At 69.3% G+C, this 14,188-nt stretch carries 11 protein-coding genes; 5 read left to right on the top strand and 6 right to left on the bottom strand.

What is annotated here, in order from left to right; translation table 11 throughout:
• Positions 1–705: 705 nt before the first annotated feature.
• Together aceB and aceA are read right to left on the bottom strand one after the other, a co-directional pair.
• Positions 706–2,313, bottom strand: a complete 1,608-nt coding sequence (aceB, locus tag AB0878_RS12580; protein ID WP_366579252.1) for a malate synthase A — start codon at positions 2,311–2,313, stop codon at positions 706–708.
• 67 nt (positions 2,314–2,380) lie between these two features.
• The gene (aceA, locus tag AB0878_RS12575; RefSeq protein ID WP_366579250.1) at positions 2,381–3,670 is read right to left on the bottom strand and encodes an isocitrate lyase; all 1,290 of its coding nucleotides are present in this window, start codon (positions 3,668–3,670) and stop codon (positions 2,381–2,383) included.
• A 229-nt stretch (positions 3,671–3,899) separates the two neighbouring features.
• On the opposite strand from aceA, the gene AB0878_RS12570 reads away from it, so the two are divergent.
• Both AB0878_RS12570 and ilvA read left to right on the top strand, forming a co-directional pair.
• Positions 3,900–5,327 carry a short-chain fatty acyl-CoA regulator family protein gene (locus tag AB0878_RS12570; protein WP_366579249.1) on the top strand — a complete coding sequence of 476 codons (1,428 nt, stop codon included), beginning with the start codon at positions 3,900–3,902 and terminating at the stop codon, positions 5,325–5,327.
• Between the two features lie 201 nt (positions 5,328–5,528).
• Positions 5,529–6,785 (top strand): threonine ammonia-lyase IlvA, encoded by a 1,257-nt coding sequence (gene ilvA, locus AB0878_RS12565; protein ID WP_366579247.1) that lies wholly within the window; start codon positions 5,529–5,531, stop codon positions 6,783–6,785.
• A 44-nt stretch (positions 6,786–6,829) separates the two neighbouring features.
• Here ilvA and AB0878_RS12560 read toward each other — a convergent pair whose 3' ends face one another.
• The 3 genes from AB0878_RS12560 to AB0878_RS12550 form a co-directional block, all read right to left on the bottom strand.
• Positions 6,830–7,174 (bottom strand): nuclear transport factor 2 family protein, encoded by a 345-nt coding sequence (locus AB0878_RS12560; RefSeq protein WP_366579245.1) that lies wholly within the window; start codon positions 7,172–7,174, stop codon positions 6,830–6,832.
• A gap of 46 nt (positions 7,175–7,220) precedes the next feature.
• Positions 7,221–8,675, bottom strand: a complete 1,455-nt coding sequence (locus AB0878_RS12555) for an alpha/beta fold hydrolase (protein WP_366579244.1) — start codon at positions 8,673–8,675, stop codon at positions 7,221–7,223.
• A 100-nt stretch (positions 8,676–8,775) separates the two neighbouring features.
• Positions 8,776–9,501, bottom strand: coding sequence for an FCD domain-containing protein (locus AB0878_RS12550; RefSeq protein ID WP_366579242.1), 726 nt, complete (start codon positions 9,499–9,501; stop codon positions 8,776–8,778).
• 77 nt (positions 9,502–9,578) lie between these two features.
• Here AB0878_RS12550 and AB0878_RS12545 point away from each other — a divergent pair, with 77 nt between their 5' ends.
• Together AB0878_RS12545 and AB0878_RS12540 are read left to right on the top strand one after the other, a co-directional pair.
• Positions 9,579–10,460, top strand: a complete 882-nt coding sequence (locus AB0878_RS12545; protein WP_366579240.1) for a carbon-nitrogen hydrolase family protein — start codon at positions 9,579–9,581, stop codon at positions 10,458–10,460.
• A complete protein-coding gene (locus AB0878_RS12540) occupies positions 10,457–11,791 on the top strand; it encodes an APC family permease (protein ID WP_366579238.1) in 1,335 nt (444 codons plus the stop codon). Before AB0878_RS12545 ends, AB0878_RS12540 begins: the two co-directional genes overlap by 4 nt.
• A 111-nt stretch (positions 11,792–11,902) precedes the next feature.
• Here the strand turns inward: AB0878_RS12540 and AB0878_RS12535 are convergent, their stop codons facing one another.
• The gene (locus tag AB0878_RS12535; RefSeq protein ID WP_366579236.1) at positions 11,903–12,658 is read right to left on the bottom strand and encodes an acyltransferase; all 756 of its coding nucleotides are present in this window, start codon (positions 12,656–12,658) and stop codon (positions 11,903–11,905) included.
• A gap of 53 nt (positions 12,659–12,711) precedes the next feature.
• Here AB0878_RS12535 and AB0878_RS12530 point away from each other — a divergent pair, with 53 nt between their 5' ends.
• Positions 12,712–13,659: a nucleoside hydrolase gene (locus AB0878_RS12530; RefSeq protein ID WP_366579234.1), complete on the top strand. Its 948-nt coding sequence runs from the start codon at positions 12,712–12,714 to the stop codon at positions 13,657–13,659.
• The last annotated feature ends 529 nt before the right edge of the window (positions 13,660–14,188 follow it).

Raw genomic sequence — 14,188 nt, 5'->3', positions numbered from 1 at the left:
TGATTTGGCTGTTGAACGGCCGGCTGCGCCATCGTGACGTCACCTCAAGCGGCCAGCCGCGCCGCCGCGACTTCGCCGTTGAACGGCCAATCGCACCGTCGGGACTTCACCACTGAACGGCCAATCGCGCCATCGTGACGTCGCCGTTGAACGGCAGTCGGGCCGTCGGGACTTCGCCGTTGAACGGCCAGCCGGGCCGTCGGCACCTCGGCGCTGAGAGGCCAATCGGGGCGTCGTCATGTCGCCGCTGAACGGCCAATCGCGCCGTCATGACGTCGCTGAGCAGCAGGGCGTCGGGGATTCGCCGTTGGGCGGCGATGCGGGCGTCGCGAATTCGCCGCTGAACGGCCGGCCGGGCCGTCGCCACTAAATGGCAACCGGCGCCGTCGTCGACAAATCGCCACCCAACGGCGAGCCGTACCTGCCCCGACGCGGTCGGAAGGGTACGCGCGGCGATCGTCCGGCGCGGCGAAACAGCGACCCAAGAGCGTGTCGCCGAATAACGGCGACAGAGCCATAGCCGCCCACGGGCGAAAGGCCAAAAAGCGCCGCCCACCAGCACATAGCCACTGGATGGCAACAGACGAAAACCCGGGTCCGGTGGCGGGGAGCCTCCGCCACCGGACCCGTCTCGCCGCACCGTCCCAAAAAGCAGTGCGGGGAAACCGGCCGCCCCCGGTCAGGTCAGGGGCGGCCGGAGCGTGGTCACCGCGCGTCGCACAGGTGGCGGGCGTAGGCGCTCGTCGTGAGGAAGCTGGGGAGCTTCTCGCCGAGGGCGGTCTCGGTGAAGATGGCGCGGGCGTCGTCCAGGCGGTGGCCGGCGGGCAGGTCGGCGCGGACCGACTCGAACTCGTCGTCCAGGAACTCGACAGCCAGCTCGCGAGTAAGCGCGGTGCCGTCCGCGAACTTCGTGCCGTTGCGGATCCACTGCCACACCTGGCACCGCGCGATCTCGGCCGTCGCGGCGTCTTCCATGAGGTTGTGGATCGCGGCGGCGCCCGTGCCGCGCAGCCAGGAGTCGATGTAGCGCAGGGCGACGTTGATGTTGGCGCGAACGCCGGCCTCCGTCACCTCGCCGCCAGCGGAAGCGACGTCGAGCAGGTCCGCGGCGGTGACGTCGACATCCTCACGCAGCCGGCCCAGCTGGTTGGGCCAGCCACCCAGCACGTTGTCGAAGACCTCGCGGCAGACGGGAACCAGACCGGGGTGCGCGACCCACGAGCCGTCGAACCCGTCGCCCGCCTCGCGTTCCTTGTCCTGGCGGACCTTCTCGAACGCCGTCGCGTTGGCGTCAGGATCCTTGCTCGGGATGAACGCCGCCATGCCGCCGATCGCGTGCGCGCCGCGGCGGTGGCACGTGCGGACCAGGAGCTCGGTGTAGGCGCGCATGAAGGGGACCGTCATCGTGACCTGCGCGCGGTCCGGCAGCACGAAGTCGGCGCCGTGCTCGGAGAAGTTCTTGATGACGCTGAAGATGTAGTCCCAGCGTCCCGCGTTGAGGCCGGCGGCGTGCTCACGCAGCTCGAAGAGGATCTCGTCCATTTCGAACGCCGCGGTGATCGTCTCGATCAAAACCGTCGCCCGGACCGTGCCGCGCGGGATGCCGAGTTCGTTCTGCGCGAACAGGAAAACGTCGTTCCACAGGCGCGCCTCGAGGTGGTTCTCGAGCTTCGGCAGGTAGAAGTACGGGCCGCTGCCGCGGGCGATCAGCTGGCGCGCGTTGTGGAAGAAGTACAGCCCGAAGTCGACCAGGCTCGCCGCCAGGGGGCGACCGTCGATGCGGATGTGCTTCTCCACCAGGTGCCAGCCGCGCGGGCGGGCGACGATCGTCGCCGGGTCCTCGCCGATCGTGTAGCGCTTGCCGGACTCGGTGGTGAAGTCGATGTTGCGGCGGATGGCGTCGAAGAGGTTCAGCTGGCCGTCGACGATGTTGTGCCACGTCGGCGAAGTCGCGTCCTCGAAGTCCGCGAGCCAGACCTTCGCGCCGGAGTTCAGAGCGTTGACGGTCATCTTGCGGTCGGTCGGGCCGGTGATCTCCACGCGGCGGTCCTCGAGACCGGGCGCCAGCGGCGCGATGTGCCAGCTGTCGTCGGCACGGATGCGCCGCGTCTCCGGCAGGAAGTCCAGCTGCTCCTCCCCCGACTGCACGCGCTCGCGACGACGGCGGCGCTCGTCGAGCAGCTCGCGGCGGCGTCCGGCGAAGGCGTTGTCGAGCTTGGCCACGAACTCCAGCGCGGCCGGGGTGAGGATCTCGGCGAACCGGTCACCGGCAGGACCGGTGATTTCGATGCGGTAGTTCAGCTTGTCGGCCATCTCGTACCTCCGCGAGGGAAAGAAGGGGGTGCGGGCCGGTGACCGAGTCGCCGGCCCGCGGAGAACGTCAGTGGAACTGGTCTTCTTCGGTCGAGCCCTTGAGCGCGGTGGTCGAGCTCTCCGGGTTCAGGGCCGTGGACACCAGGTCGAAGAACCCGGTGCCGACCTCGCGCTGGTGCTTGGTCGCGGTGTAGCCGCGCGCCTCGGAGGCGAACTCGCGCTCCTGCAGGCCGACGTAGGCGGTCATGCCCTCACGGGCGTAGCCGTGGGCCAGGTCGAACATCGAGTAGTTCAGCGCGTGGAAGCCGGCGAGGGTGATGAACTGGAACTTGTAGCCCATGGCGCCGAGCTCGCGCTGGAACCGCGCGATGGTGTCGTCGTCGAGGTGCTTCTTCCAGTTGAACGACGGCGAGCAGTTGTAGGCCAGCATCTGGTCCGGGTACTCGGCCTTGATCGCCTCGGCGTACTTGCGGGCGATCTCGAGGTCCGGAGTGGACGTTTCCATCCACAGCAGGTCGGCGTACTGCGCGTAAGCCAGGCCGCGGTCGATGCAGGGCTCGATGCCGTTGTTGACCTCGTAGAAACCCTCGGCCGTGCGACCGCCGGTCAGGTACTTCTGGTCACGCTCGTCGACGTCGCTGGTCAGCAGCGTCGCGGCCTGCGCGTCGGTGCGGGCGACGACGAGGGTCGGCACGTTCAGCACGTCCGCGGCGAGGCGGGCGGCGTTGAGCGTGCGCTCGTGCTGCTTGGTCGGGATCAGCACCTTGCCGCCGAGGTGGCCGCACTTCTTCTCGGACGCGAGCTGGTCCTCCCAGTGCACGCCCGCGGCGCCGGCGGCGATCATGCCCTTCATCAGCTCGAACGCGTTCAGCGGGCCACCGAAGCCGGCCTCGGCGTCGGCGACGATCGGCGCGAACCAGTCGATGTCGGTGTTGCCTTCGGCCCAGTTGATCTGGTCGGCGCGGCCCAGCGCGTTGTTGATGCGGCGGACGACGGCCGGGACCGAGTTGGCCGGGTAGAGGCTCTGGTCCGGGTAGGTCTGGCCGGCCAGGTTGGCGTCGGCCGCGACCTGCCAGCCGGACAGGTAGATCGCCTTGAGACCCGCGCGGACCTGCTGCACGGCCTGGTTACCGGTCAGCGCGCCCAGCGAGTGGACGTAGTCCTCGGTGTGCAGGAGCTCCCACAGCCGCTCCGCGCCACGACGGGCGAGCGTGTGCTCCTCGACGACCGAACCGCGAAGCTTCACCACGTCGGCGGCGGAATAGGTCCGCTGGACGCCCGCCCAGCGGGGGTCGGTCTTCCACTGCTCGGCCAGCTCGGCCGCCGCCTGGTCGAGCTGCTTGGCCTGCTCGGTCATCGGACTCTCCCGTGTTGCGAAGTTTGCGATTGCTCGCCTTGCCTGGTTACGACCCTGACACGAGCACGAAAAGGCGGTCCATAGCTCCAATTTGCCAATTTGTGTGAAGGATGCGTAGCATCTTGCAAAGCTTGCGAATCATCGGTTGGCAAGCTGGGTGAAAATCCACGGCCTTGATCGTTCACGTAATCGTTCAGGGCCGGAAACCTTCCGGCCGATCGGAGGAGCGATGGACAAAACTTTCGCCGGGGCGCGGCTACGGCATCTCCGTGAGAGCCGTTCGATGAGCCAGGCCGACCTCGCTCGTGTGCTCGAGATCTCACCCAGCTACCTGAATCAGATCGAGCACAACTCACGGCCGTTGACGGTGCCGGTGCTGCTGCGGATCACGCAGGCGTTCGGCGTCGACACGGAGTTCTTCGCCAACAACGACACGTCTCGCCTGGTCGCGGACGTGAAGGAGGCGCTGCTCGACGAGGTCGTCGGCGTCGAGGTGACCAGTAGCGAGCTCAACGAGCTGGCGTCCAACCTGCCCTCGATCGCCCAGGCGCTGGTGAAGCTGCATCGCAGTTACCGCAACGCAGTGGAGAGCACGGTCGCGTTGACCACGGAAAACGGCCTCGGCCTGCACGGCAGCGCCGCCGCGCCGTTGCCGCACGAAGAGGTGCGCGACTTCTTCTACGAGCGGGAGAACTACGTCGCTGAGCTCGACGAGCGCGCCGAACGCATGGCCGCGGAGATCCCGTTGCGCCGAGGCTCGGCGCTGACGTCGCTGAAGGATCGCCTCTGGCAGCGCTACGGCGTGGAGGTGACGAGCGAAGGGCTCAACGAAGCCGCAGGTCAGCAGCACCGCTACGAGCCGGCGACGCGCGTGTTGCGGCTCGCGCCGAGCTTGCGCGTGGGGCAACAGGCGTTCCGGATGGCTTCGCAGATCGCGTTGCTGGAGTACGACGATCTGATCACCGAGCTGGCCGACTCGTGGGCGTTTTCGGGGCCGGCCGCGCGGACGTTGGCACGCGTGGGCCTGGCGAACTACTTCGCCGGCGCGCTGATCCTGCCGTATGGCCCGTTTCTGGCCACGGCGGAGAAGTTCCGCTACGACATCGAGCGGCTGTGCGACCACTTCGGCGTCGGCTTCGAGACGGTGTGCCACCGGCTGTCGACGCTTCAGCGGCCGAAGCAGCGGGGCATCCCGTTCTCGTTCGTGCGCGTGGACCGGGCGGGGAACATGTCGAAACGCCAGTCGGCCGCGGGGTTCCACTTCTCGCGCGTCGGTGGCGCCTGTCCGTTGTGGAACATCTACGAGGCGTTCGCTTCGCCGGGCAAGATCCTGACACAGATCGCGGCCCTGCCCGACGGCAAACGCTACTTCTGGGTCGCGCGCACGGTCTCGCGCAACATCGGCGGCTTCGGCAGCCCGGGCAAGACGTTCACCGTCGGCCTCGGCTGCGAACTGCGCCACGCGGGCCGGCTCGTCTACTCCACCGGCCTCGACCTGGACGAGCCCGCCGCGGCGACGCCGATCGGGATGGGCTGCAAAGTCTGTGAACGCCCGGCGTGCTCGCAGCGTGCGTTCCCGGCGATCGGCAAGCCGTTGACGGTCGACGAGAACACGAGCACGTTCGTCCCGTACCCGGCGGTGCCGAAGAGTTCGTGAGCTGCAGAGGCGGAGGTAGGCGTCGGAAGCGGGCATCGGCACGCCGCGATGTGGCCGATGAAAGGCCGCGACCGGGCTCGTCCGAAACGTTCACGACTGCGCAAATCAGGCCGTACCCCCGACACTCGGTGACGGCTGACCGCAAGCTGCCGCCCGCACCGCCTCGGGCGTCGCGATGAGCGGGAAGTAGATTCAACGATCGTGCAACGGATCGATACCGTCAGTGCCCAGATGGTGGAACAGGCCGCCGAGCGGCTCACGGGTGTGGTCACCCGGACGCCGCTCGAGCCGAACGCCCGGCTGTCGTCCCGCGTGGACGCGCGGGTGTGGCTCAAGCGGGAGGACCAGCAGACGGTCCGCTCGTACAAGATCCGCGGCGCCTACAACTTCATCGTGCAGCTCGACGAAGCCACCCGCTCGCGCGGCGTCGTGTGCGCGAGCGCCGGCAACCACGCGCAGGGCGTGGCGTACGCGTGTCGCCGGTTGGGGGCGAATGGCCGCGTGTACGTGCCGGGCACCACGCCTCGGCAGAAGCGCGAGCGCATCGCGACGCTGGGCGGCGCGCACATCGAGGTGATCGTCGTCGGCGAGACGTACGAGGACGCGTTCGCCGCCGCCAACGACGACGCCCAGCGCACGGGCGCGACGCTCGTGCCCGCGTTCGACGACCCGCGCACCGTCGCCGGCCAGGGCACCGTGGCGCTGGAGGTCGTGGATCAGCTCGGTTTTGTCCCGGACGTGCTCGTGGTGCCCGTCGGCGGCGGTGGCCTGCTGGCCGGCATCGCGACGTGGGTGCGCGAGCGGCACCCCGAGATCCGCGTCGTGGGCGTCGAGCCGGCCGGCGCGATGTGCATGGCCGCCGCCCTGGAGGCCGGCGAGCCGGTGCGGATCGACGCGGTGGACTCGTTCGTGGACGGCGCCGCGGTCCGTGAGGCCGGCGGCGTGACCTACCCGCTCGTGCGCGACAGCGGCGCCGAGCTCACGTCCGTGCCCGAGGGCGCCGTGTGCACGGAGATGCTGGCGATGTACCAGGCCGACGGCGTGATCGCCGAGCCCGCGGGCGCCCTGGCCTCGGCCGCGCTCGGGACGACGGTGCTGGTCGAACCCGAGCAGACGGTGGTCTGCATCGTCTCGGGCGGCAACAACGACGTCAGCCGCTACAGCGAAATCCTCGAACGCTCGCTGATGCACGAAGGGCTGAAGCACTACTTCCTCGTCAGCTTCCCCCAGGAGCCGGGCGCGCTGCGGCGGTTCCTCGACGAGATCCTCGGACCCGAGGACGACGTCACACGCTTCGAGTACGTGAAGCGCAACAACCGCGAGCTCGGCCCGGCGCTGATCGGCATCGAGATCCCGCGGCCGGCCGAGCTGCCCGGCCTGCTCAAGCGGCTGGAGGCGAGTCCGCTGCAGGTCGAGCAGGTGGAGCCGGGAAGCCCGCTGTTCCACTTCTTGCTCTGACGTTTCCGCTGGTCAGCAGCATTCGCCGCTGAACGGCAACGGGTTCAGGCCAGTTCCGCGCTGCCTTCGCGATAGATCTTGGCGGAGGCGATGCGGCCGTTGCGAAGGTGGTAGAAGCCGGCGATCGGGAACGTGTGCTCGTCGCCGGCGTGGGTGAGCCGCTCCGTCAGCTGGGCGGCCACGCGGTCGCCGTCGATCAGGATCTCGTCGACGGTCAGCGTTGGCAGGAGCTGGGTCATGGCGCTCTCGAAGAGGTCGGCCAGCTCGGCGCGGCCACGGGCGACGGTCGTGCCCGTGATCCAGACGGCGTCGTCGGTGAAACCCGCGAGCAGTGCGCGGAGGTCGCGGTTGTTGAACGCGGCCACGTGACGCCGCAGGATCTCGCTCACGAGGTGAGGGTATCCGCGGCGTCACGTGGGTTTCGCCGTTCGGCGACTACGCCTTCGGTGCCGGGATCGGCTCGCCCGGGCAGGACTGCGTCGTCGTCTGGCCGGTGTCGAAGAACGTCACGGCCGCGGCGGCGCACGGCAGGCTCGAGAGCGAACCGTGGGCGTCGTCCTCGACGGTCATGAGGGAGCCGCCGATTTGCCGCTGCATGGCGAGAGCCCAGCCGATCGGCGTGACCGGCTCGAAAGCGTGGCCGACGAGCTGCAGCGGGCTCTTGCCGGCGCTGAACTGCCACTGCGTCGCGGGCACGGGCCAGCCGACGCACATCTGCTCGTAGATGCCGAACGAGCCCGCGACCGGGTTGGCCTTGATGCGGTCGACGCGGTGCTGCCAGACCGTGTCGAAGTCGCGTGGGCTGGGTGATTCGTTGCAGAGCAGGGCGTTCTGCTGGAAGAAGTTGCCACCGGTCCGTTCGGTGTCCCAGCCGAAGCCGGTTTTCGGCGTGGTAGTGGGCTGCCCCGTCGGAGCGCCGCCGTCACGGATGGCGGCGAGCTGGCCGGCGGCCTCGACCCACTGGCGGCGCGGGTAGGCGAAGAACTGGTTGACGGTTTCGCCGTTGAGCGGCGAACCGTCGGGGCCGGTGCGCGGATGGGCGGCGAGCTCGGCACGTAGGTCGAGCAAAGCCTTCTCGACCTGGGGTTCGATGCCGCCGAAGTGGTAGACGGAGTCGTAGCGCGCAACCCACGCGGCGAACTCGCGGAACGTGTTCTCGCCCGCGGCGGCCTGGTCGTCGTCCATCGTCGTGACGCTCAGCTGCGGCGGCATGACGGAGTCGAGCAGCATCTTGTCGACGTGGCTGTCGAAGAGCGTGCGGTACTCGGCGCCGAGGGCCGTGCCCCAGGAGACGCCGTAGTAGCCGATCTTCTGCTCGCCCAGCGCTTCGCGGATGCGGTCGACGTCGCGGGCGATGTTGGGCGTGGTGAACGACTTCACGAGCGCGGGGTCCTTCGCGAAGCACGCTGCGTTGGCCGCGGCCTTGTGGTCGGCGAGGAAGCGCGCCTGGTCCTTTTCGGACAACGCCGGGTCGGGCTGGGCGTCGTCCTCGTCGCACTGGAGGCTCGCGCTGTAGTCGACGCCGCGCGGGTCGAAGCCGATGAGGTCGTGGTGCTCCAGCAGGCCGGACGCCTTGCTCTCCGCCATGGTGAGCGGCATCTTCATCCCGGACTGGCCGGGGCCGCCGGGGTTGAACACGATCGCGCCCGTGCGCGTGCCCGTCGCGCGGATTCGGCTGACGGCGATGTCGATCGTGCGGCCGGCGGGGTCGGCGTAGTCGAGCGGCACGGTGACCATCGCGCACTCGGTGCGCTGGTCGTCGACGTCCCAGCCCTTCGCGATGGACACGCAGGGTTTCCAGTCCAGCCCTTGCGCGGACGCGAGCGCCGGCACGAGGGGGACCATCGCGACGGCCGCGACAACCGGGACGAGTAAACGGAACTTCGGCATGCTGATGATCATCGGGTCCGCGCGTGATGATCCGGATCAGCCGATCGGCTGATGTGCGTCACCGATGAGCCGAGATCAGTCCGTAGTGGACTTTCGCGGGTCAGGAACCCGACACGTCCGACAGTCCGACGAACATCGTCCGGTGCAGATCGCCGACGTGGGCGCGGGTCATGATCGCCGCCTCGTCGGGGTTGCGCGTGGCGATGGCGCGGACGATCACCTCGTGCTCCCGGTTGGACGCCCGCAGCGCCGACATCCGGTACGGCAGGTAGAAGCGGTACAGCTCGCGCAGCACGAGCTCGTACTGCTTCACCGCCGCCGCCGGCGCGCCCGAGGCGGCCACGGCGAGGTGGAACTCGGCGTCGAGCTCGTGGAACTCGGCCCACCCGGCCGCGTCGTCCATGCGGCGGACGAGGTCACGCAGCCGTTCGACGTCCTCGTCGGTTCGCCGAATGGCGACGAGCTGGACCAGCCCCGACTCGATCACCAGCCGGTGGTCGATCAGGTCGTGGACCTCGTCCGACGACTCGCGGTAGGCGTTCACCGCGCCGACCCGGCCCGCCGGCGCGTCGGGGGCGACGTGCGTGCCACCGTTGCGGCCGCGCCGGCGCACCAGCACGCCGTCTTCGCACAGCGACACGAGCGCCCGGCGCACGGTGATGTCGCCGACGCCCAGTGCACGTGCGATCTCGCCGTTGGGCGGCAACCGCTCCCCCGGGCCCAGCAGGCCCAGCTCGATCGCGAGGGCGATGCGCGCCCGCACGGTGTCGAGCGCGGACAGGCGCCGGATGCCCGTCAGCGCCGGCGAACCCAGGTCGGCAGCCATGCGGAGACCTTACCCAATAAAACATCTCAAAGTGAACACTATTGTTTAAGTGAGCAAGATGGACTATTTTTCGGCGCATGCCCCGCTCCCTGCCGATCGCGCTGGCGCAGTTGCCACCGCGGCCGTACACCGACTCCGTCGCGGCGTTCGCGGACCAGGTCAGGACCGTGCTGGCCGAGCACCCCGGAACGCGCCTCGTCGCCTTTCCCGAGCTGCATCTCTGCGGGGTCGAAGGGACCGCTGACGAACGCACCGAGCAGCTCAACGCCGCCGCGCAGCCCCTCGACGGCCCGCGAACTCGTGACCTGGCCCAGCTGGCCGGCGACCTCGGCGTCTGGCTTTCGCCGGGCAGCGTCTGCGAACGCGGGGAGCACGGCGAACTGTTCAACACCGCCCTGGTCTTCTCGCCCGAAGGCGAGCTCGCCGGCAGCTACCGCAAGGTGTTCCCGTGGCGGCCGTATGAGCCTTATGACCCGGGTGACCGTTTCGTGGTCGCCGATCTCGCGGATGAGGGGCGAATCGGCTTCTCGATCTGCTACGACGCCTGGTTCCCCGAGGTCACCCGCCACCTTGCGTGGCTGGGCGCCGAGCTCGTGCTCAACCCGGTGCAGACCACCACGCCCGACCGGGCGCAGGAGCTCGTGCTCGCGCGCGCCAACGCGATCACCAACCAGGTTTTCGTGGCGAGTGTGAATACGGCCGGGCCCGTCGGGGTAGGAGACAGCATCCTGGTCGACCCCGAGGGCACCGTGCTCGGCGAGCTGCCGGGCGGCGCGTCCGGCGTGCTCGCGAGCACGGTCGACCTGGACGAGGTCGCCCGCGTCCGTCGCGAAGGGACCGCCGGCGTCAACCGGATGTGGGATCAGTTCACGCCGGGTGACCAACCGCTGGAACTCCCCCTGTACGGGGGCCGCATCGAGCCGGACCGGTGGCGTCCGCGAGGAGAAGGAGCCCGATGAGCACCACGAAGGTGACCCCCGGAGCCAAGCTCGAACGACGGCTCGGGCTGCCCGGCGTCGTCCTATTCGGACTCGCGTACATGGCGCCGCTGATCGTGCTGGGCACGTTCGGCGTCGTGGCGACGACGACCCAGGGCACGGTGCCGTCGGCGTACGTCGTGGCGCTGGTCGCGATGCTCTTCACCGCCGCGAGCTACGGCAAGATGGCCGCGACGCACCCCGTCGCCGGCTCGGCGTACACGTACGTGCGCAAGGCCATCGACTCCCGGCTCGGCTTCCTCGTCGGCTGGGCGGTGCTGCTCGACTACTTCTTCCTGCCGATGGTGATCTGGCTGATCGGCGGCGCGTACCTGTCGGCGCAGTTCCCGGACGTGCCGAGCTGGCTGTGGCTGATCGCGTTCATCGTGCTGACCACCCTGCTCAACGTGCTGGGCATCAAGATCGCCGAGAAGGCCAACTTCGTCCTCATGGCCTTCCAGGTACTGGTGATCGTGTTCTTCGTGGTGCTTTCACTCAAGCAGGTGCTCGCCGATGGCCACTCGGTGGCGAGCGGTGACCCGTTCTTCCACCCGGGCAGCACGTTCGGCACGATCTCGGGCGGTGCCGCACTGGCGACGTACTCGTTCCTGGGCTTCGACGCCGTGACGACGTTGACCGAGGAAGCCGTGGAGCCGAAGCGGACGATCCCCCGCGCGATCCTGCTGACCGCCCTCATCGGTGGCGGCGTGTTCATCGTCCTGGCGTACGTCACCCAGCTCGTGCACCCGGGTTTTCTGTTCGACGACGAGTCGTCGGCCGCGTTCGAGATCGCGCGTCACATCGGCGGCTCGCTGTTCGGCGCGGTCTTCCTGGCGGGGCTGGTGGTGGCGCAGTTCGCGTCGGGCATCGCCGCGCAGGCCAGCGCGTCGCGGCTGATGTTCGCGATGGGCCGCGACGGCGTGCTGCCGCGGGTCTTCGGCCGGTTGCAGCCGAAGCTGAACACGCCGGCGTTCGCGATCGTGCTGACCGGCGTCGTCGGGCTGATCGCGCTGGCGCTGGACGTGACGACGTCGACGTCGTTCATCAACTTCGGCGCGTTCACGGCCTTCACGATGGTCAACGTGAGCGTGATCGCGACCTGGATCCGCACGCGGCACACGGCTTCGCGCAACGTGCTGACGTGGCTGGTCGCTCCGGTGATCGGTGCGCTGGTCGATCTTTGGCTGCTGGTGAACCTCGACGGGCTCGCCCTGACCTTCGGCCTCGTGTGGCTGGGGATCGGGATCGTCTACCTGGTCGCGCTGACGCGGGGGTTCCGCCGGCCGCCGCCGGAGATGTCGTTCGAGGAGTGACGGGATTCGCCGCTGGATGGCTACGAGTTGCCGTTCAGCGGCGAAAGTCCTTGTCCTGTCGTTGCCTTTCAGTGGCGACAACCAGGCCGTCGCCACTCAGCGGCGAAACCTTCAGCCCTCGCCGAGCGTCTTCTGCAGGGCCTTGTTCGCCTTGCGCGCCATGTCGGCGACGGCTTCGCGGCGGGCGGCGTCGGCGGCGTAGTCGTCCTTCCGGTTGCGCACCACGCGCGCGGGCGAGCCCACCGCGATGGAGTACTCCGGAATGTCGCCGCGCACCACGGCGTGGGCGCCGAGCACGCACCCGCGGCCGACGCGCGTTCCCTTGAGGACACTGACCTTCGTGCCGAGCCACGTGTCCGGACCGATGCGCACCGGCGACTTCACGATGCCCTGGTCCTTGATGGGCACGTGGATGTCGGCCGTCACGTGGTCGAAGTCGCAGATGTAGACCCAGTCGGCGACGAGGGTGGCGGCGCCGAGCTCGATGTCGAGGTAGCAGTTGATCACGTTCTGCCGCCCGAACACGGACTTGTCGCCGATGCGAAGGGACCCCTCGTGGCAGCGGATCGCGTTTCCGTCACCGATGTGGACCCAGCGGCCGATCTCGAGCCGGCCGTAGCCGGGGCGGCAGTGGATCTCCACGTCCTTCCCGAGGAACACCATGCCGCGCAGGATGATGTGCGGATTCGCGAGCCGGAACTTGAGCAGGCGGAAGTACCGCACGAGGTACCACGGCGTGTACGCCCGATTGCGCAAAACCCAACGCAACGAGTCGCGGGTCAGGAACTTCGCCTGGTGCGGGTCGCGCCGGGCCCGCCGCCAGGCACGCACGCGGGACAACGCGGGCGCACCCCACATCGACGTCATGCCGTTGACCGTAACCTGTGTGGGGACGCCGGCCACAGGCAAGGGGAGCACGGATGGGGAGCAAGCTGATCATCGACACCGACCCCGGTGTCGACGACGCTTTCGCGATCGCGCTGGCGGCGGTTTCCGCCGACGTCGAGCTGCTGGGGGTGACCACGGTCTTCGGCAACGTGCCGCTGACCAGCACCACCGCCAACGCCCGGCGCCTGCTCCAGCTGTGCGACCGCCCCGACGTGCCGGTCGCCGCCGGGGCTTCGCGGCCGTTGGTGCACCTGGGCAAGCGCGGTTCGAGCCACGTCCACGGCAACGACGGCCTCTCCGGTCACGCCGGCTCGCTGCCCGAGGCGACGCGGCCGTTGGAGTCGCTGGACGCAGTCGGGCTGATGGTCTCGCTGCTGGAAGCGTCCGACGAACCGGTGACGATCGCGCCGATCGGGCCGCTCACGAACATCGCCGCGGTGCTCGCCGCGCACCCAGGTATCAAGTCGAAGATCTCGCGCATCGTGCTGATGGGCGGCGGCGTCGCGCGCGGCAACAGCACGGCCGTCGCCGAGTTCAACGTCTGGGCCGACCCTGAGGCCGCGCGCCGCGTGATCGCCGAGGACGACGTGCCGTGCGTGATGGTCCCCCTCGACCTCACGCACCGCTGCGCCGTGGACAGCGCGTGGCTGGCGAAGCTCGCCGCGTCGGGGCCGCTGGGCCGGACGCTGGAAGGGCTGACGCCGGACTACCTCGCCCACTACCGGCAGGTCCTGGGCTACGACGGCATCGTGATGCACGACGCCGTGGCCGTCGCGGAGGCGATCAGCCCCGGGATTCTCCAGACGGAGACCTACCCGGTGGACATCGACGTGACCGCGGGGCCCGCGCGCGGCATGACGCTCGTCGACCGCCGCGCGGTGCCGGTCAACCCGACGGGCCGGCCGATCGAGGTCGCGGTCGACACCGACCTCGACGGGCTGCGGGAGTTCGTGCTTTCGAGACTCGCCGGGGGCCGGTGATGGCGAGGCCGCCGGAGGGTTCGCGGCCGTCGCCGCTGGGTGGCGACGACGAGAACGCGGTGTCGTCGTTCAGTGGCGAGGGCCAGGTCAGCGAGCCTTCGCCGGTTGGCGGCGACAACCCGGGCGGCGCCGAGTTGCCGGCCAGGGGCGACGACCACACGACCGAGCCGCCGCCGGCCAGCGGCGACGGTCTACCTGCCAGCGAATTGTCGCCGGCCAGAGACATTGGTTCAGCGGCCGACGAGCCGTCGCCGATCGACGGCGGGAGCTCAGCCGCCAGAGAACTGTCGCCGGTCAGCACCGAGGGTTCACCCGCCAGCGGACCGTCGCCGATCAGACACATTGGTTCAGCGGCCGGCGAGCCGTCGGCGGACGGAGGGTATGGATCAGCGTCCAAAGAACCGTCGCCGATCGACGGCGAGGGCTCAGCTGCCGTCGAGCCGTCGCCGGCCACAGGCGACGGCTCGGCCGCTAGTGAACCGTCGCCGGCCAGAGGCGAGGGCTCAGCCGCCGGGGAGCTGTCGCCGAT

Origin of the sequence: Amycolatopsis sp. NPDC047767 (assembly GCF_040704195.1) — a bacterium.
Lineage (GTDB): Bacteria > Actinomycetota > Actinomycetes > Mycobacteriales > Pseudonocardiaceae > Amycolatopsis.
The sequence above is the reverse complement of the archived record's forward strand: the minus strand, read 5'-3'. Positions and strand labels throughout refer to the sequence as shown.

Bases quoted from the DNA above. Each gene is read 5' to 3' on its own strand.
- AB0878_RS12545 (WP_366579240.1), top strand. From the start codon at position 9,579: ATGCCCCGCTCCCTGCCGATCGCGCTGGCGCAGTTGCCACCGCGGCCG.
- aceB (WP_366579252.1), bottom strand. From the start codon at position 2,313: ATGGCCGACAAGCTGAACTACCGCATCGAAATCACCGGTCCTGCCGGT.
- AB0878_RS12570 (WP_366579249.1), top strand. From the start codon at position 3,900: ATGGACAAAACTTTCGCCGGGGCGCGGCTACGGCATCTCCGTGAGAGC.
- AB0878_RS12550 (WP_366579242.1), bottom strand. From the start codon at position 9,501: ATGGCTGCCGACCTGGGTTCGCCGGCGCTGACGGGCATCCGGCGCCTG.
- AB0878_RS12540 (WP_366579238.1), top strand. From the start codon at position 10,457: ATGAGCACCACGAAGGTGACCCCCGGAGCCAAGCTCGAACGACGGCTC.
- AB0878_RS12535 (WP_366579236.1), bottom strand. From the start codon at position 12,658: ATGACGTCGATGTGGGGTGCGCCCGCGTTGTCCCGCGTGCGTGCCTGG.
- aceA (WP_366579250.1), bottom strand. From the start codon at position 3,670: ATGACCGAGCAGGCCAAGCAGCTCGACCAGGCGGCGGCCGAGCTGGCC.
- AB0878_RS12555 (WP_366579244.1), bottom strand. From the start codon at position 8,675: ATGCCGAAGTTCCGTTTACTCGTCCCGGTTGTCGCGGCCGTCGCGATG.
- AB0878_RS12530 (WP_366579234.1), top strand. From the start codon at position 12,712: ATGGGGAGCAAGCTGATCATCGACACCGACCCCGGTGTCGACGACGCT.